Here is a 17,596-nt window from a genome sequence, read left to right on the forward strand (position 1 = left end):
AGCGCGCGATCGCCTGAAGCAATTTTAATTGTAGTTACTAATCCTCTAGATATAATGACCTATTTAGCTTGGGAAAGTTCGGGTTTGCCCGAACACCGAGTTATGGGAATGGCGGGAGTATTGGATTCCGCCCGATTTCAATCTTTTATCGCAATGGAATTAGGTATTTCTATTAAGGATATTAACGCCACAGTTTTAGGTTCTCATGGGGATTTAATGCTACCTTTACCCCGATATTCTACTGTTAACGGTATTCCTATTACTGAGCTTATGGATGCTGTAACTATTGAGAGATTAGTGCAGAGAACTTGCAATGGTGGAGCCGAGGTTGTGGGATTAATGAAGACAGGAAGTGCTTATTTTGCTCCGGCATCTTCTGTTTCCATAATGATAGAATCAATTTTATTTAATCAATCCAGAATTTTACCTTGTTGTGCTTCTTTGCAAGGAGCTTATGGTTTAAATGGTATATTTTTGGGCGTTACTTGTCGATTGGGATGTCACGGAGTAGAAGAGGTTTTAGAACTTGAATTAACGGATATGGAACGGGTGGCTTTTATGGAATCTGCTGAGTTTATTCAGCGGAGTATTCAGGAAGCGAAGGCGATACTGAAGTAGTTATTAATTGAGTATGAACGAGGAAAGAAAAATACCTGATGCACAGACGAGAAAGCGTAATGTTGAGCGGTTGCGTGAAAGCAATAGACAGCTTGATATTTTCGGTGCGGCCTTAGATGAAGTGCTGGCAATGGCAGAACTTGAACTGTGCCGTCAACGCCGCAAGCGTCTGGAAACTAAATATCAGCAAATAGCTGAAAATGTGGGGGAATAATCGCAATCGCAATTATGATGCCTCCGAAGCAAGTACACAAGAAATCAAAAGGACTTGGGATATACTATGGTTAAACAACCAAGAATACCAGACTTAGAAACGAGACAGCAAAATGTCGCTAGGATGCGTGAAGCTTGCAAAATGCTTGATGCTGCGACTCTAAAATTGGATGAAGTAATCGCTATGTTGGAAGCTGATAATCGTCGCCAACGTCAGGAACATTTGGATGGTAAATATCGGCGGGTGTAGTAAAATGTCAACTTGCAGGCTATTAATTTAAAGAGAATGGCATTCCTATCAGAAGAAACTCTTACAACTCTTTTTGGGCTACAACGGCGACTGGTGTTAATCCTCAATGAGGCCAGAGCTACAGAATATGCTATATTAGAGTTGTTTAGCGAAACTGAAGAGACAATCCCAGAATTAGATGAACTGCAAAATGTTACGGAACGCGCTAGAGATTCCTACACTCGTCTTTCCAGAATTTTGCTGTTGGTAGCCGATGCCCAACCAATCGCAGATGTTGCTATTGTAGAACTTATGGAGCGAGCCTTAGCACAGGCAGAAGCTAATGCTGATGCTTCTGAACCAAGCGTCCAAGAAATTAAAAGGAATTGGAACTTATGAATAAGCAACCTAAAATTCCCGATGCAGAGACTAGAGCAAGAAATGTGGAAAGTTTACGCGAAGTTTGTCGCGGTTTTGATGCCGTTAATCTGCTATTTGATGAAGTCATCGCGCAGCTAGAAAAACAAAATAGTCGCCAACGTCAGGAACGTTTGGATGGTAAGTATCGGCGAGTAGAAGAAAAAGTGACAGAATAAAGGTGGGATAGTTAATTATCATCAAATTATCCCTTGCATCTCCATGTTCCAACGCATCTGGCAACAATTCCTCAAGCTATGGCGGCGAATTAAGCAAGTTTTTAGCAAGTCCCCACCACCGCCGCCGATTCCACCACCTCCACCGCCTTCCTCTAGTGAATGCGAACAGAAATTCATGGAATTACTGGAGGGTGTGGCAAATGGCTGGAGTCGGGGCACAATTCAAGGGTTTTGCATTGGTACGAAGATTAAAAATGCTGATTGGGAAAATTGGCTGCAAGCAAATTTATCAAAAAATGAGGGGTGAATAATGCAGTCGCAACCAGGGGATATAAAAGCCTACTTAGCAGATCAAAACTATAACTTGGGAATTGAGTATTTGACAATAGGCGATTACTTAAAGGCTTACCAATCGTTGCGATCTTGCCTAGAGGCAAAGCCAAACAATGCTGATGCTTGGATAAAACTGGGGATAGCCTGCCAGAACTTAGGGCGATATAATGAAGCAATTACGGCTAACAACAATGCTCAAGCTGTGATTTTGGGTAATCCTATAAAAGCTTTGATTTACGAGGAGGCAGTAAAGTTATTTAATCAAGCTGATAGCTACCATGCAGAAGAGATAAAAGGCGTACTCGCGACCTATCAGAAAGCCATAGAAATTGACCCCAACGACCACTATGCCTGGAACAGACTGGGTGCTGATCTGTGCGATAATTTAGGGCGCTACGAAGAGGCGATCACAGCCTTCGACAAAGCTTTAGAGATTGACCCCAACTTCCACTTAGCGAGGAACGGACTGGGCAATACCCTCCATAGTTTAGAGCGCTACAGCGATGCGCTTGTAGCCTTCGACAAAGCCTTAAAGATTGACCCCAATTCTCACGGTACCTGGTACAATAGGGGCATGGTTCTCACGGATTTAGAGTGCTACAGCGATGCGCTCGTAGCCTTCGACAAAGCTTTAGAGATTGATCGCAGTTTCCACCTTGCCTGGAACGGACTGGGTGCGACCCTCAAGAATTTAGAGCGCTACAGTGAAGCGATCGCAGCCTTCGACAAAGCCTTAGAGATTACTCAGGATCAATTCTGGGAAGCTTGGTTTAATCGAGGTTGGGCATTTTTCTATTCCGGGGACTACTTAGAAGCCATCCACAACTGGGATGAAGGCTTAAAGAAATATCTGCCAATTAACCACGAGTATCGCCTAGCTTGCGGCAAATTGCATCAGCATAAAGGCAAGGCACATTACGAACATGGCAAACAAACAGCCACTTACCTTAAATCTTTCCCCAAAGCCAAAGCCAGTTATAAACAAGCCTGCGAATACCTAACAAGCCCTCTCATCCCAGAGGCTTATCTTGAAGTCTTGAAAGACTTAATAATCGTCTGCCTCGATTTAGGAGATTTCGCCGAAGCTGATGAGTATCTTAACACTGGAACTACCCTACTAGAACATTTACTTTTAGACCCTAACACTGACCCCCTTAAAAAACTGCAACTCCAGCGCAAATTTCCCGAATTTTACCAGTTAGAAGTCGATAAGCTTGTGCGGCTTGACAAGTGGGACGAAGCATTACAAAAAGCAGAAAAACGAAAAAACTCTTGCCTCAAATGGATGCGAGAAGGTTGGCAAACACAAATTGACAGCCCCACCTTCCCCCAGATGCAAGAGTTACTGAAAAATAACCCGCAAACAGCAATAATTTACTGGCATCTCAGCCCAGTTACCCTAACCACATTTATCATTACCCCAGAAAAGTTTGAAGCTATTTCCACGCCCATAAACCCCATTGATAACGACAAAAATCAGACTTTAGAAAAATGGTTGCAAGATTGGAAAACTCGCTATCAAGATTCCCGCAAAACCAAAGGAGAAAAAGCCCCGGCGGAAACTAACTCTTGGCAAGAAAACCTCGAATCTAGCTTAGAAGAATTGGGAAAACTCCTCAACATTGCAAAAATTTGCGATCAGCATTTATCCGGCATTAATCAACTGATTTTCATTCCCCACCGAGACTTACACTTACTACCACTGCACGCGCTATTTAGCCCAGAAAAATATACCACTATTTATTTGCCTAGCGCTCAAATTGGCATAGATAGAAAAAATCGACCAGCCACTAACCCCACCGCACAGTTATTGTGCATCAAACATCCCGGCAACGATGAAAAAAACAAGCTATTATTTGCCGATGTCGAAGCGCCTGCTATTTCCCTGCTGTGCAATGGCGAACTCATAGAAGACGAAGATGCTACACTCGATCGAGTCTTGCCGCAAATTCCCACCAGCGGTTATTTGCACTTTACCTGTCACGGCATTCACGACTTCAAAACACCGATTAATTCTGCTCTAGAATTACATAGCAAACTGCTAACTTTAGAGGATATTTTCAAACTTCAAGAATTGCCATCTTGTCACCTTGTCTGCCTTTCCGCTTGCGAAACAGGTTTAACCAGCACGAAAGATTTACTAGACGAATTCATCGGTTTATCCAGTAGCTTCTTAGCTATCGGTGCAACTTATGTTGTCAGCACTCTCTGGAGCGTTGAAGACATCAGCAGCACCTTGCTTATGGTTAAATTCTACCAATTATTGTTTGCAGAAAAACTCACTCCTCCCACTGCTTTAAAAAAAGCTCAAGATTGGCTACGCACTGCTACCTACGATTTGCTAATTAAATGGTATAATAAACTCATCCCCGAAGTTAGCAACTCTCGCCGCTGCCGGGGAAATTTAGAGGACCTACTCGCTCAAGTAGTTAAAGAAGCAGAAGAAAAGGGACTTGATTATCAACCCTACAGCGATTGCTACCACTGGGCAGGTTTTATAATTACAGGGAAAATTCCTGACTAACATGATTACTAATCCAACAGACATTAAAGATTTGTTAGCTTTTATCGGCGCTCTTTCTCAGCAAGAGTCTCCCCTGCCTGACGAAATCCAGCAGCAGATAGAACAAGCTATAATCGACCTAGAAACTAATCCGAAAACAGCAATAGACAACCTGATAGATATTGCAGATAAATTTGAACCACTGAGTGAACTTTACCAGGAAGCACGGAACGGATTAACGGCAGAATTTGCGAAAAAGAAGCGCACTAAGGTTATTAGTATAACGCTCGAAAACCACCGTAACTCCGATTTAGAAAACGCAGAAGTAGAAAATGTCTCTCTGTCAGCAGACGCGCTTTCAGCAAAAGTAGAGAATGTATCTCTGCCAACAGACGCGCTTTCAGTCGAAGGTGCAAAACAACTAAAATGGCAAGTCTTAACTCAAGCCATTCAAACAGTCGGTGAAAATTCTATCGCTCAACCTTGGTGGTACTGGTTAAACTACTTATCTGCCGTATGACACAGTTAATCTATCCCCATCTCGGTTTATTCTTATATCACCTCAATGACGGTGTTAAAGAAGAAGAACAATTAATTCCTATTCCCAAAGAACCTTTTCCCAAAGAACCTTATAAGAAATCTCAGATTGACGGACTGTGCTATTCATGCTCTTTCGGCGATACTAGCGGCTTATTGGCTTTGTATTCAGTGAATGATGGAGATAATACGCAGCCGCACGATATCTCCTGTTTATTAGCACTTAAAAATAGAATTTTGGATGATAAGCTAGTAGATGAAAAAATAAAAATATCCCCCAGTAGGAAAGTGGGAAAAAGCTGGATAATCTTGGGAATTAGCCCCTCATCTGGGGCCGACTCTCTAGCGCTAGACGCAGTAAAATCGCTGACTATTGGCAAATTTACCGAAACTGTAAAATCCGAGAAATTTATGGGCGCTACTGTCTATGAATTCTGGCAACCACCCAGTCAATCGCAAGACATAGAAGCAGAGAAGAGTCATGTAGTAATTATCCTCTATCCTGATAAAATAGGTTTGGATAAGTTCAATGAATTTCAGCTATACTGGATGAAGCTCTTTCTTTACCGTAACAAGATTCTCTGGGCTTATCGCAACAGCCAAAAACAGGATATTAAACAATTTCTCAGAGATAATTTATTACCTCCTGCTATAAATTTTACAGGCATTAAAGTAAACTCAGAAAAATCGGAAGTGCTGCAATCAGGATTGATACAGCGAAAGAAAGACTTGCAAGAAAATTATGAGATTTTCCTGCAATATGCCAGGTATATTATCTTTATAGAAGAGCAATTGCAAACGCTAGAAACAAACCTGTACAACTACCAAAAATGCCGAATTAGCCTCGTAAAAAAAGCCGAGAGTATCGGGACAACTGACGCTGAATTGCTGAAAGCTTTTACTGGGATTCCTGCTAAAAAATGCCGGATGCAAATAACAAGAGATATTGCCGCTTTTACCCCCGGTTTGAAGGCACGGGAAATATTTATAAATACGATTAGAGGTAGTGCAGAAATTGAACAGGTAGAGAGCGATCGCAATTTAGAATTAGAAATTGCTAGAATTGGGATTGCCATCGGTGCAGCCTCAGTAACCGCTTCCCTTGTTACTCCCTTAGTCGAAGTAATTACGCCCTTTCCTTCTAAAAAAATAGAGGGAGATAAAGTAATTGTAATACCCGCTAATGTGCTATTAAATTTTGGATTAGCGTTAATCATTAGCCTGATTATAGGAGTTATTTGTGGCCCTTTGAGGGGCTGGTTGTGGCTTAGTTGGCTTAGGTGGCGATCGCGCACCAAATAGCCACTATCAGCTATAATTTTAAGATCAAAACACCGAGAAAAATCAACCATTATGACTGCCATTCAAGAGCCAGCCATTAAAACCACACCCTTTGATGATTTAATCGCTGAGTTCAATAAAATCAGAAGTCTCTACACAGTAGAAGATCCCCTAGAAACCTTTAAAATAATCATCGAGCAAGAAGTCATGCTAAATCTAATTTTAGAAGCTCATTCTAAAATTAGAGAACTATTTCCTAGCGAGAGATTAGCTTTAGAAGTAACAACAGATCCAGAAATTGCGGGATGGCGATCGCTTTGGATCAACATCTACACAAAACTTGAAGCTGATGAGGCCTTTGATAAGTTAAAAAAACTCGATCATACTTGGTGGCTAGAGGCTGGTATGGTTCTTTCTAAAAATTTGTTGAACATCAATCTAGGATGGGAGTCAGATGATCTTTGATTGGTCTGAATACTTTAATTTAGCACAAGAGTTGGCAGCAATTTCTAGCAACAACAGTACAGCCAACCAAGAAGCAAAATTGCGCTCGGCGGTGAGTAGAGCCTACTACGCCGTGTTTTGCCTAGCCCGAAATTACTTACGGGACGTTGAACAAGACCCAAGACTGTCTAGCAATAAAACTTATGATATCAACGAGCATCAATATGTAGCTGAAGAATTTATATTCAATCATTTAAAATCCCAGAAAATAACAGACATAGGCAGGGATTTAACTAGATTAAGACAGATGAGAAATAAAGCTGATTACGCAGATACCATATTTAACTTATTAAAGGATGTGAAAACCGCTTTAAAACTTGCTCAAAATATTATGATAATCTTAACTGAATTAAATCAAGAAACTGAATTATAATTTCAACTAACTCACAGATCCGATCGCCAGGGGTAAAAACCCCCGGCTAACTTCCCCCTAACTCTTACCATTCCCACCAGCAGTCGCCAAAACCCGCTTTACCAAAGGTTCCGGCACTTCCTGCAAATGGTCAAACTCCCAACTAAAAAACCCAACCCCCATCGTCAGCGATCGCAACTCTACAATCAAATCCTGCATCTCAGCCACCGGCAAATAAGCCGAAACCCGATCCCATCCCTTCCAGTCAGACTTCCCCTCATAACCCAAAATTTGACCCCGACGGCCACTCACCAACTGCAACAGCTTAGATGTAAACTCACTGGGAGCAACAATCTCCACAGATGCGACTGGTTCCAACAAAGCCGCATCACACTTCGCCATCCCCTCCTGCATCGCCAAACGCGCCGCCTGCTTAAACGCCTGTTCCGAACTGTCTACCGAATGGTAAGATCCATTCGTCAGCGTCACCTCCACATCCACCACCGGGAAACCTAAAGGCCCATGTACCAAATATTCCCGCACCCCAGTCTCAACCCCCGGTATATATTGTTTCGGTATAGCACCACCCACAATAGTTTCATTGAAAGTAAAACCCTCCCCACGCGGTAGCGGTTTAATGTCCAAATATACATCGCCAAACTGCCCATGTCCCCCACTTTGGTGCTTGTAACGCCCGTGTACAGCGGCCGCCGCCTTACGAATCGTCTCCTTATAAGGCACTTGTGGTAAGTGAGTTACCATCGGCAAATTATACTTCCGCCGCAGCCGATCCAGGGCAACCTTCAAATGAATCTCACCTTGTCCCCAAAGTATAATTTCGTGAGTATCCCCGTGCTGCTCCCACACCAGAGAGCAATCTTCCTCCATCAACTTCGCCAAAGCAGCGCTCATCTTCACTTCATCATTGCGCTTTTCTGGTGCGATCGCTAGCCCATAGACAGGCGACAACCGCTCAGCCTTCGGTAATTCTACCCGCTGACTGCCCAACGCGATCGCCTCCCCAGCTTTCACCCCTTCCAACCGTCCCAAAGCCACAATCTCACCCGCACCCGCCGCCGTCAAAGGCTGCGTTTGCAACCCCATTAACCGATACAAACCGCCAACCCGAACCCCGTTCAAAACCGTCCCATCATTTAGCGTCCCTTGCCAAATTCGCACTAACGATAACTTACCGCCCTGGGGTGTATAATATATTTTCAGCACTTGAGCCAAAGGCGCGTTCGCACCTTGTGTCAATCCCCGCCGCTCAGCCGTCATTTCCGGTGCCGGAGCTTCCCGCAGCAAGGCTTGTAGCAACGGCCGCACCCCAAAATCTTGCTCTGCAACGCCGATAAACACGGGTACAATCAAATCCGCCCCCAATTCCATCTTTAAATCTTTGGTAATTTCTTCAGCATCGGGGTTAATTTCTTCTAGCAATTCTTCCAGTAAATGGTCGTCAAAATTCGCCAATTCCTCCAGCATTTCCTGCCGTGCAGCGTGCTCTTGCTCCTTAAGTTCTGCCGGCATTGGCACGGGGTCAGCGGGTGCGCCGGGATGGTAATGATAAGCTTGTTCTGTGACTAAATCTATAAAGCCAACGATCGCTTCACCTTTGGCGATCGGATATTGATGCGGAATCACGGGGCGGCTGGAAACCGATTTTAAGGCATTGAGTACCTCTGTAAAATTAGATCCGCAGCTAGTTTCATCTGTACAAGTCCGATCCATTTTATTGATGAAAACTAAATGCGGAATTTCCCAGTCATCCAGAAATTTAAACAACGGAGCTAGAGTGAGAATACGTTGGCTGACTCCTTCACAAACAATTACAGCCGCATCCACTCCCATCAGCGCATTCAGCGTTTCTTGAGCGAATTCTATCGATCCCGGACAGTCAAGAAATGTGAAGCGCACGCCTTCGGATTCTGCGCTGGCGGCGTTGACTTCTACGCTCATTTTGCGATCGCGCGCCTCAGCACAACTGTCCCCAACTGTATTACCATCCTTAACACTGCCCTTACGGGAAATTGCCCCCGTCACCGACAGCAAACTTTCTAGTAGCGTGGTTTTGCCGCTGAGATAGGGGCCAACTATGGCAACGTTCCGAGCGGTAGAAATGACTTTTTCGTTCATATTCCCTCCAACCGAAAATAGTTTAAAATTGCTCTTTTTGAAATGATTTAGAGCATGACGATCTAGACTTTAACTAGGAAAACCTGTTTTCAAGTCCAGATAAATTTAAGTTATTGGTATCGCGCAATACTTTGAGAGTAGCGCAGTTTTAGCAACTAAAATAAAAATTGTATTTTCTCTTAAGATCGCATTAAATAAATCTTGACAAGCATTAAAGCTTATTAATTATTGCTAACTTATGTAAATTTGCTCCCGATTCCTGATGTTGTCAAACTCACCTGGATAAAGGAGCAAGAGCCATCCTTTCCGAGTTCAAGCAGGCTGGTCAACCACTTTGCTAACTCACTGGGGGCCAGGAATCGGGTTTCGACTTCGCTCAACCAGCAGTTTTTTAGGAAGATACTAGGACTTACACAGGGAGTCCCAGAAACAGGGTTTTTGAGATCGTCTGTGGGTAAGAACGAAGTATTTTCGTCAAAAAACCCGGTTTCTTTGGTTGGGTGCGTAAGTCCTGGTATTTTCGTCGCCACCCGCATATTCAGTAAAAAACCCGATTTCTTAGGTCGAAGTGCGTAAGTCCTAAATAATTAAAATTTAAGCTATGCCAGAGAATTCTACCCAACAATTAAATGCGATCGTTAAAGACTTAGATAGCCTAATTACAGAAATAGAAAATAATCCTCGCTTATCTACTTGGGTAGTGCGGCAGGTACTGAAGTCAATTAAAGATAAAGCGCAGAAAATGGCGGTAGAGTCATCAGACAAACAAGATTATCCTAAAGCATCGTAGTTGCTCAGTCGCATTTAGATTTTCCGAGCGCGATCGCTATAAAATATAAAATCTAAATTCGATAGGTACACAATGATTCAATATCGGGTAGGAAATGATTTGGATGTAGATGAGGTAATCGACCTATATCGAGCCTCAACTCTCGGTGAAAGAAGACCAATTGACGATCGCGATCGCATCCAGCAGATGATTGCTAATTCTAATTTGATCGTTACCGCTTGGGATGGCGAATTGCTAGTCGGCATTTCCAGAGCTATGTCTGATTTTAGTTACGTCACCTACTTGTCAGATTTAGCAGTAAGAAAATCCCATCAAAAATCAGGAATTGGCAAAGAATTAATCCGCAGAACCCAAATAGAATCTGGCGAACAAGCTCACTTAGTATTACTGGCGGCCCCAGCCGCTACCGAATATTATCCCCACATCGGTTTTACCCACCATCCCCAGGCTTGGCTGCTGGAAGCAGGAGAAAAACTGCGGTAATGGCTGGAACCTTTGCCACCAAACCCATTTGTCAAAAAAAATGGGGCTAGATTTTTGTTGCCCCCAAAGAAGAAGTAGGGAGAGGCGCGATCGCGCTACAGTCGAGTAACAACGTACTGGACTAACCAAATAGCGCTACGATTTCAACTGTAAGGGTGAGGAAAAGCTGAATCCGTTCAGACATAATTATTAATGTTCAAGAAGATTCGCCCCTTAAACGCGATCGCGTTTAAGAGAGAAGACATTTTCAAGCCCCAACCCCATCCCTTCTAATTTTGTTGAATCAAGGAGCAAAACTTATGTTACCTAACCGAGAAGGACAGAGAGTACCTTCTGTGACTTTCCACACCCGCACAGATAACGAATGGGTGAAAGTTACGACTGATGAATTATTTTCAGGTAAAACAGTAGTTGTCTTTTCATTACCTGGTGCTTTTACACCTACCTGTTCATCAACTCACGTTCCTGGCTACAACCAATTAGCTAAGACCTTTAAAGAAAATGGTGTCGATGACATCATTTGTATTTCTGTGAACGATACTTTCGTGATGAATGAATGGGCAAAAGCTCAAGAATCAACTAATATTACCATGATTCCTGACGGTAACGGGGAATTTACCGAAGGTATGGGATTGCTAGTTGATAAAGTCGATTTAGGTTTTGGCAAACGCTCTTGGCGCTATTCGATGTTAGTCAAAGATGGCACGATCGAGAAAATGTTTATCGAGCCCGAAGAACCAGGCGATCCGTTTAAAGTTTCGGATGCTGAGACGATGCTCAAATACATTAATCCGCAAGCCGCAAAACCCAAAGTCGTTTCCTTGTTCACAAAACCAGGTTGTCCATTCTGTGCCCGTGCCAAAGCAATCTTACAAGAGCAAGGTTTAGACTACGAAGAAATTGTCTTGGGTAAGGATGCTACGACACGCTCTTTGCTAGCAATGACTGGAGCAGCAACAGTACCTCAAGTGTTTATAGATGGCAAATTAATCGGTGGTTCCGAAGAGCTAGCTACTTATTTTGGTGTATCCTAATTACTATAGCTTGTCAATGCTTGGGGAACAGCCATTTAGAGGCCCAGCCAGAGACAAAGTTAACACCAGAGCGAGTAACCGGAGGGGCGATTTCACAGAGTACAACCTCAATCTCAAACTTTAGGTAGAAGCAATTACTTTTAGTTTAGCTAATTTCGAGCCTAATGTTTATCCTCACCCTTGGTATCAACTGCCATCCGAAAGCCGCCAGGGGTTAAAACCCCTGTCTAATAACTTAAGTCCTCTAAAGAAGACTAAAAAATTAATGAATTTTCCTTAGTCCTCTTCAGAGGACTTAATCTTTGAGGCGGGGGTTTTAACCCCCGTCGAACTCACGTTAATGCTATAATCCGATAAAACTAATCAACAGCCTAAACTCACTCTTGCTTATAATAAAAACGTACCAATCGCGCAACTTAAATTCCTTGAATGTCTTATGACAATGCCTGCAAATATCTCTCGGAAAAATACCCAGCAGAATTTGCCACCTGGATATTAGGACAAACCCCGACATCCGTTGAAATATTGAAAACCGAATTAGCAATTGAACCCATCCGAGCCGATTATCTCACCTTTTTACGCACCCAAGAACGAATTCTCCACTTAGAATTTGAGGTCAACGTAGCTGGCGAAACACCCCTACCCCTAAGAATGTTAGACTACTGGGTAAGACTTTATCGGCGATATCGAGTGCCGATCACACAAGCACTCGTTATCCTCAAAGAAACCTCTGCTGCTAATCGATTAAAAGACCAATTTCGTGTAGAAAACACGAGACATCGCTATCAAATTATCCGAATGTGGCAGCAAGACCCACAACCATTATTACACAATCCCGCTCTCTTGCCCTTAGCGGCTCTGTGCCAGACAGACACCCCAGAACGTTTGCTCAGTCAAGTTGGGGAAGAATTAGCTAAAATTGAGCCATCAGCAGAACGGGGTCAGATTGCAGCCTGTAGCGAAATCTTAGCAGGTTTGCGCTTTGAAAAAAGCTTAATCAAACAATTGTTCCGGGAGGACATTATGCGCGAGTCAGTCATCTATCAGGATATCATTCAACAAGGAGTAGAAAAAGGACAAAAACAAGCCTTGAAAACTTCTATTTTCGATGCCTTAGAAGTGAGGTTTAACTCTGTGCCACCAGAGGTAAGCCCAAAGCTTGAGGGTGAGGGATTAACGCCTGAAAATTTGCGGGCGTTGCTTCGCCAAGCTTGGACTTGTACGACTCTGGATGAGTTTATCAGCCAGCTTTAATTCTTTTGTAGGTATCGTGCGATCGCCCTTCCTTTCCCAAAGCGCGATCGCTGTTGTTTTTGCTCGTAAGTTCATATCAATTCCTTTTATCAACAGGACTTACGCACCCAACCAAAGAAACCGGGTTTTTTGACGAAAATATTTCGTTTTGACCCACAGATTCTCTCAAAAACCCGGTTTCTGGGACTCCCTGCGTAAGTGCTAATATTTTGACTTACCAACCGTCAACACCGCTACTAAAAATCGTTCCATCCGGCATAATCGCCCCCGTCAAATTCACATCACTAAAATTAACAGCCTCTAAATTAGCACCCTGTAAATTAGCCCCACTTAAATCGGCACCACTCAAATTAGCCTCTTTCAAAATAGCACCTACTAACTGCCCATTCCTCAATTGAGCATCACTTAAATCCGCCCGACTTAAATCAGCATGATTCAATTGTACATCATTTAAAATCGCCCCTAGTAACTTCGCCTTCCTTAAACTAGCACCACTCAAATCAGCATCACTAAAATTAGCAATTACCAACCTTACACCATCTAACTTAGCATTCCTTAAATCAGCATCCTGAAGATTAGCACCAATTAAATTTGCATTCTGCAAATTTACCCCCACTAACTCCACACCAGCTAAATTTATCCCTTGAAAATTCCTATCGCCATCAGCATAGCGCCTCAATATTTCCCCGGTATCTGTGACACTTATCTCTCGCTTTGGCTTGCGCTTAAAAGTAAAAGTAAAAGTATCCCCACTCTCCATCACTCGCCACATTTCCTCATACATCGGATAAGCACCGATACCACTCAATCGCAGCCAACCTTTTGCCCTCGTCATCGCTACAAATAACTGATTTCTTAAACTCAAATTACTCTCATCTTTAGCCACATTATCAAAGCCAACAACATACACCATATCAGCCTCATTACCCTTAGCGCGGTGAATGCGAGAAACTGTCACTCCCCCTTCACACCAAAAGCGATTTGGATTGCGACTTTCTTTATCTGGCTTCAAAATATTGCACTCAGGCGTACTGGGAATATAGACATCAATTCCTCGTTCCATTAAGAAACTAGCAACATAAGTTTCTAGTTCCATTGCTTCAAAACTAGAGCCTAAAACTATTACCAAAATTTCCCGCGAAGGTCGAAGGCTATCTACTTTTAAATTATAGAGAATATTATCGGCAAGCGCTATCAATTCTTCGACGCGAGAATGATAAGCCTGAAATTCTAAAACTGGACTTCCCCACAACTGAGGGACTAGATTTGGAGAATTTTCAGAAGGACGGTAAAGAGTGATTTTTTGACCATTGGTAAACTTACCAAGAGATAACTTCTTTGCGCTAATTAGTGATAAATCATCCGTTACACCTTCTAAATTTGGGCTTGCTAAATTATCTACTTTTACCTCATAGCCAATTGCTTCCCAATCTTCAACGCGAGTAATGCCAGTTAGCATTCCCTCCCACCGTAACAAACCCATACCAATACCATGAGCTGCTGTTAGAATTGGGCCGGGAGTGCGATAGCATTTGTGCATAACTTCAGTCTTTTTAATACCGCCGCTATACTCGCCACTTACCAAATGTCCTAAATCGTCGCCAAATAACTCGCTAGCAGTGGGAATGTTCAAACTTTCTAGGCTTTGTGCTTCATCATAATCCCAAATTAAACGCCGTAAATCTCGACCGCCAACGTTTCCTTCTTCCGGGGAGAAAGAGGAAGAATTCGCAGGTCGTAAAGCTTGATATGCCATCCAATAAAAAGGCTGTTTCCCCTCATACTTTAATTCATCATTTACAATCAAATCTTGACCTTCATCAATCAAAATGGCATCAAATATTTGAGGGATTTTAGCTGATTTCAATAAATGGCTGCAAACATAGGCTAAAGCTTCATTGGGTTGCTGAAATTCAGTATCGTTAACGCTTAAAGACCAGATTCCTGATGCTCGGCAAAGAGTGCTGTAAAGTCCCGGTTGATTTTTTGCACCCCAAGCATGGAAGGCTCGTAACTTTGTATTGTTTTGGTTATATCCGATTTCACCATAACTAAAACGACGCAAATATTTATCCAGTATTCCAATAATTGTTTCGTATAAACTGCGGGAGAAAAATACTAAAGCAATATCCCAATCTGGATGCTTTAAGTGCATGATAGCTGCTTTTTGACAAAGTAAAACTGTTTTGCCAGAGCCAGCAATTCCCCTGATTCTTTGTGGCCCTGGGGGGATTTCTTTGCCGATATGTTCTTGCTGTAAATCTAGTGTTAATAATTGATTTTGTAATTGGGCTAAAACTTCTGCACGAGGGAGATAATTTAAGCCTGTCTCTGATTCTTGAATCAGGGGAGATAAAGATAGTGGATTGTGAATTAGAGAATTTTCTGCTCCTCTAGATGCTCTCGTTTTTCCTAAATAAAATTTTCGAGGGGGGGGACGGAACATGGGCGTGCCGCTGATGACAGCTTGCAATAGTTTCCACTGTTCGTTGCTAAGTTGAGTTCCCTTCTTAACTGGAGCGACTTGCTCAATTATCTCAATTAGCGATGGTTTTGCAGGGGAACAAATATCCATTTCCCTAGTCTCTACTTCCCAATCCCTAGTTCCCAGTCCCAAATCGCTTTCGAGATTGTCTTTAAAAATGATGGGCGGACAACTCGGAAGTTTGTTAAACTCTTTTTCCTGCCACTGCTGCTGATTAATTAGAGGTAAAGCAACGATCGCTCTCCCGCTGACACGATCGCGCAGAGCCATTTCGCGATCGCAGTACCCAAGAATGGCAAATAATTGATTTTCAGCTTGCTGATAAGGGTTGCCGCTAGTAGTGTAAAAATTTTGGAATTCCCATTTGTGACCATTAATCGCTACAATTTGGTCAATTACGATCGACTTAACCTCGATAATAGTTAAGCCCAGTTTCAGATCGGCAATGAGAATATCAGGCTCTTTGCGAAACTCGCCTACCTTAGAAAAAATAGGATAGCGCCAGTAGGCAATGCAGTCGCGATCGGCAAAAGCAAGGCGGACGGCATCCCAAACTTTTTGTTCAGCCGTTTCTCCACTTTTCCCCAGCGGCTCAGTGGTAATAAACTTTCTGCATTCTACTTCCTTACCAACCGCCACTGTTCTATGTCGTTTCACGCTTGTTAGTTAGTTGGGTGCATAGCAGCTAGGATTGAGCTAGCTCAAGGTTACACTAAAGCCCGTCACGCGGCGTTGCCTCTCAAAACCCCGATTGAGTCTTATGGCGCACTACCGCTCCAGTTTGTGTTTACTGACTTGCATTGTCTGTCTAAGCTTTGCCCCTACTCCGGGCAGGGGAGGAAGCGATCGCTCCTCTACAGGTTTGTACAATCAAATTCCCACCTCCGTAAGTGCGGCAGGCGGGAGTGAGGGAATAATTGCCAATTCGCAAGCAATTGTCTTCGCGATCGCCTCTGTTGCCGCTCAGGAGCCTTCTCCTGGGCAATCAAAACCTACCTCAACCCCCAATAAAGGGAAATCTACTCCCGCTCCCAAACAAGAAAAAGCCAACTCCTCTAATTCCCGAATTCCCAAACCAGTAAGCGGCATAATCCGGGTTCTGCTAAAGCAGCGGAGCTTATTTTTGTTGAGTTTGGCAGCATTTTTAGTCACAGGTGCAGCAGTATTTATTTTGCTCAAACTTGTCAGTAGCGGCGAACCTGAGAATTTACAGCGAAAAGTCGCGATCGCTCGCAAACGCAAGCCTCAAAGAAATCAGCTCAGAAATAACTCTCCAGATGACCCAGAGGCAGCCGTTTTTCCGAATACAGTTAATGGAATTTATCCGCCACCCTATCCTCCGGGAATGCCCAGAAATCGCGCGATCGAAAACTCGGATCGCCCTTCCGGGTCAATCTTTGAGCCTGACGAGTCCGAATCTGAAGCAACGATAGGTGGTGAGAATTCAGAGGAGTTTACATCAGGAAATTATAGTAAAAACTACAGTGTTCCTGGGGTGGACTTGTCGGAAAAATTCAATCCAGCAGAGCCATTTAATCATACAACAGATATTTTTGTTGAAGAAACCTCAGCTCCAAGTAAAATTAATCTTATTGACCAACTCATCAAAGATTTAGCTCACCCCCATCCCACCAAACGGCATAAAGCAATTTGGCAACTAGGAGATCGAGGAGATTCTAGAGCAATTGAACCCTTAGTAAATCTACTACTTAACTCGGACTCTAAGCAGCACAGCTTAATTTTGTCAAGTTTGTCAGAAATCGGCATTAAAACTCTCAAACCCATGAATCGCGCTTGGCTAATATCATTGCAAAATGAAAGTGCCGAAGTCCGTAAAAATGCTATCCGGGATCTGACACGGATTTATGAGTTAGTCAATCAAGTTAGTCACTTATTGCAGCGGGCTGCCGACGATCCCGATGCAGAAGTTCAGGAAACAGCGCGTTGGGCATTAACTCAGTTAAACCGCAACCTTCCCCTTTCTGGGAATGACAAATCATCTCGGTCAAATTCTAGCAATTTAACTGATAATAACTCAGATAGTAGTTAGTGGTTAGTTGCTAATTGCTAATGGCTAATTGCTAATTGCTAATGGCTAATTGCTAATTGCTAATGGCTAATTACTAATTGCTAATTCAGGACTTACGCACCCAACCTCATAAACCGGGTTTTTTGACGAAAATACTTCGCCCTTATCCAGAGATTCTCTCAAAAACCAGGTTTCTGGAGCCATGAGCGTAAGTCCTAT

General features: G+C 43.1%; 18 protein-coding genes. 16 read left to right on the forward strand and 2 right to left on the reverse strand.

Features of this window, described 5'->3' with window-relative positions; translation table 11 throughout:
• The 11 genes from PN499_RS25765 to PN499_RS25815 form a co-directional block, all read left to right on the forward strand.
• Positions 1-618, forward strand: a 618-nt coding sequence (locus tag PN499_RS25765; RefSeq protein WP_417063896.1) for a lactate/malate family dehydrogenase, incomplete at its 5' end; no start/stop codon positions are given.
• Between the two features lie 13 nt (positions 619-631).
• Complete coding sequence (locus PN499_RS25770) at positions 632-832, forward strand: hypothetical protein (RefSeq protein ID WP_272035902.1); 201 nt, start codon at positions 632-634, stop codon at positions 830-832.
• Positions 833-898: 66 nt separating this feature from the next.
• Positions 899-1,081: a hypothetical protein gene (locus PN499_RS25775; RefSeq protein WP_272035904.1), complete on the forward strand. Its 183-nt coding sequence runs from the start codon at positions 899-901 to the stop codon at positions 1,079-1,081.
• 36 nt (positions 1,082-1,117) lie between these two features.
• Entirely contained in the window at positions 1,118-1,459 is a 342-nt protein-coding gene (locus PN499_RS25780) for a hypothetical protein (protein ID WP_272035906.1), read from the forward strand.
• The gene (locus tag PN499_RS25785; protein WP_007355530.1) at positions 1,456-1,656 is read left to right on the forward strand and encodes a hypothetical protein; all 201 of its coding nucleotides are present in this window, start codon (positions 1,456-1,458) and stop codon (positions 1,654-1,656) included. Before PN499_RS25780 ends, PN499_RS25785 begins: the two co-directional genes overlap by 4 nt.
• 43 nt (positions 1,657-1,699) lie before the next feature.
• On the forward strand, positions 1,700-1,963 hold the full coding sequence (locus PN499_RS25790) for a hypothetical protein (RefSeq protein WP_272035908.1): 264 nt from the start codon (positions 1,700-1,702) through the stop codon (positions 1,961-1,963).
• A gap of 3 nt (positions 1,964-1,966) precedes the next feature.
• On the forward strand, positions 1,967-4,513 hold the full coding sequence (locus PN499_RS25795; protein WP_272035910.1) for a tetratricopeptide repeat protein: 2,547 nt from the start codon (positions 1,967-1,969) through the stop codon (positions 4,511-4,513).
• A 1-nt stretch (position 4,514) separates the two neighbouring features.
• The gene (locus PN499_RS25800) at positions 4,515-5,012 is read left to right on the forward strand and encodes a hypothetical protein (RefSeq protein ID WP_272035913.1); all 498 of its coding nucleotides are present in this window, start codon (positions 4,515-4,517) and stop codon (positions 5,010-5,012) included.
• Positions 5,009-6,331: a hypothetical protein gene (locus PN499_RS25805; RefSeq protein WP_272035915.1), complete on the forward strand. Its 1,323-nt coding sequence runs from the start codon at positions 5,009-5,011 to the stop codon at positions 6,329-6,331. Before PN499_RS25800 ends, PN499_RS25805 begins: the two co-directional genes overlap by 4 nt.
• 51 nt (positions 6,332-6,382) lie before the next feature.
• Positions 6,383-6,775, forward strand: a complete 393-nt coding sequence (locus PN499_RS25810; protein WP_272035917.1) for a peptidase — start codon at positions 6,383-6,385, stop codon at positions 6,773-6,775.
• Entirely contained in the window at positions 6,765-7,187 is a 423-nt protein-coding gene (locus PN499_RS25815) for a HEPN domain-containing protein (protein ID WP_272035919.1), read from the forward strand. Before PN499_RS25810 ends, PN499_RS25815 begins: the two co-directional genes overlap by 11 nt.
• 57 nt (positions 7,188-7,244) lie before the next feature.
• On the opposite strand, the gene PN499_RS25820 is transcribed toward PN499_RS25815, so the two are convergent.
• Positions 7,245-9,302: an elongation factor G gene (locus tag PN499_RS25820; RefSeq protein WP_272035921.1), complete on the reverse strand. Its 2,058-nt coding sequence runs from the start codon at positions 9,300-9,302 to the stop codon at positions 7,245-7,247.
• 601 nt (positions 9,303-9,903) lie between these two features.
• Here PN499_RS25820 and PN499_RS25825 point away from each other — a divergent pair.
• The 4 genes from PN499_RS25825 (at position 9,904) to PN499_RS25840 (ending at position 12,863) form a co-directional block, all read left to right on the forward strand.
• Positions 9,904-10,092 carry a hypothetical protein gene (locus PN499_RS25825; protein ID WP_272035923.1) on the forward strand — a complete coding sequence of 63 codons (189 nt, stop codon included), beginning with the start codon at positions 9,904-9,906 and terminating at the stop codon, positions 10,090-10,092.
• 72 nt (positions 10,093-10,164) lie between these two features.
• The gene (locus PN499_RS25830; RefSeq protein WP_007355538.1) at positions 10,165-10,575 is read left to right on the forward strand and encodes a GNAT family N-acetyltransferase; all 411 of its coding nucleotides are present in this window, start codon (positions 10,165-10,167) and stop codon (positions 10,573-10,575) included.
• A 299-nt stretch (positions 10,576-10,874) separates the two neighbouring features.
• Positions 10,875-11,609: a glutathione peroxidase gene (locus PN499_RS25835; protein WP_272035925.1), complete on the forward strand. Its 735-nt coding sequence runs from the start codon at positions 10,875-10,877 to the stop codon at positions 11,607-11,609.
• Positions 11,610-12,038: 429 nt separating this feature from the next.
• Positions 12,039-12,863, forward strand: coding sequence for an RpnC/YadD family protein (locus tag PN499_RS25840; RefSeq protein WP_272035927.1), 825 nt, complete (start codon positions 12,039-12,041; stop codon positions 12,861-12,863).
• Positions 12,864-13,077: 214 nt separating this feature from the next.
• On the opposite strand, the gene PN499_RS25845 is transcribed toward PN499_RS25840, so the two are convergent.
• A complete protein-coding gene (locus PN499_RS25845; protein ID WP_272035933.1) occupies positions 13,078-15,987 on the reverse strand; it encodes a pentapeptide repeat-containing protein in 2,910 nt (969 codons plus the stop codon).
• Between the two features lie 121 nt (positions 15,988-16,108).
• Here PN499_RS25845 and PN499_RS25850 point away from each other — a divergent pair, with 121 nt between their 5' ends.
• Entirely contained in the window at positions 16,109-17,398 is a 1,290-nt protein-coding gene (locus PN499_RS25850; protein ID WP_272035930.1) for a HEAT repeat domain-containing protein, read from the forward strand.
• Positions 17,399-17,596 lie beyond the last annotated feature (198 nt).

Origin of the sequence: Kamptonema animale CS-326, from assembly GCF_028330895.1 — a bacterium.
Classification (GTDB): domain Bacteria; phylum Cyanobacteriota; class Cyanobacteriia; order Cyanobacteriales; family Microcoleaceae; genus Kamptonema; species Kamptonema formosum.

Bases quoted from the DNA above. Each gene is read 5' to 3' on its own strand.
- PN499_RS25770 (WP_272035902.1), top strand. From the start codon at position 632: ATGAACGAGGAAAGAAAAATACCTGATGCACAGACGAGAAAGCGTAAT.
- PN499_RS25775 (WP_272035904.1), top strand. From the start codon at position 899: ATGGTTAAACAACCAAGAATACCAGACTTAGAAACGAGACAGCAAAAT.
- PN499_RS25780 (WP_272035906.1), top strand. From the start codon at position 1,118: ATGGCATTCCTATCAGAAGAAACTCTTACAACTCTTTTTGGGCTACAA.
- PN499_RS25785 (WP_007355530.1), top strand. From the start codon at position 1,456: ATGAATAAGCAACCTAAAATTCCCGATGCAGAGACTAGAGCAAGAAAT.
- PN499_RS25790 (WP_272035908.1), top strand. From the start codon at position 1,700: ATGTTCCAACGCATCTGGCAACAATTCCTCAAGCTATGGCGGCGAATT.
- PN499_RS25795 (WP_272035910.1), top strand. From the start codon at position 1,967: ATGCAGTCGCAACCAGGGGATATAAAAGCCTACTTAGCAGATCAAAAC.
- PN499_RS25800 (WP_272035913.1), top strand. From the start codon at position 4,515: ATGATTACTAATCCAACAGACATTAAAGATTTGTTAGCTTTTATCGGC.
- PN499_RS25805 (WP_272035915.1), top strand. From the start codon at position 5,009: ATGACACAGTTAATCTATCCCCATCTCGGTTTATTCTTATATCACCTC.
- PN499_RS25810 (WP_272035917.1), top strand. From the start codon at position 6,383: ATGACTGCCATTCAAGAGCCAGCCATTAAAACCACACCCTTTGATGAT.
- PN499_RS25815 (WP_272035919.1), top strand. From the start codon at position 6,765: ATGATCTTTGATTGGTCTGAATACTTTAATTTAGCACAAGAGTTGGCA.
- PN499_RS25820 (WP_272035921.1), bottom strand. From the start codon at position 9,302: ATGAACGAAAAAGTCATTTCTACCGCTCGGAACGTTGCCATAGTTGGC.
- PN499_RS25825 (WP_272035923.1), top strand. From the start codon at position 9,904: ATGCCAGAGAATTCTACCCAACAATTAAATGCGATCGTTAAAGACTTA.
- PN499_RS25830 (WP_007355538.1), top strand. From the start codon at position 10,165: ATGATTCAATATCGGGTAGGAAATGATTTGGATGTAGATGAGGTAATC.
- PN499_RS25835 (WP_272035925.1), top strand. From the start codon at position 10,875: ATGTTACCTAACCGAGAAGGACAGAGAGTACCTTCTGTGACTTTCCAC.
- PN499_RS25840 (WP_272035927.1), top strand. From the start codon at position 12,039: ATGTCTTATGACAATGCCTGCAAATATCTCTCGGAAAAATACCCAGCA.
- PN499_RS25850 (WP_272035930.1), top strand. From the start codon at position 16,109: ATGGCGCACTACCGCTCCAGTTTGTGTTTACTGACTTGCATTGTCTGT.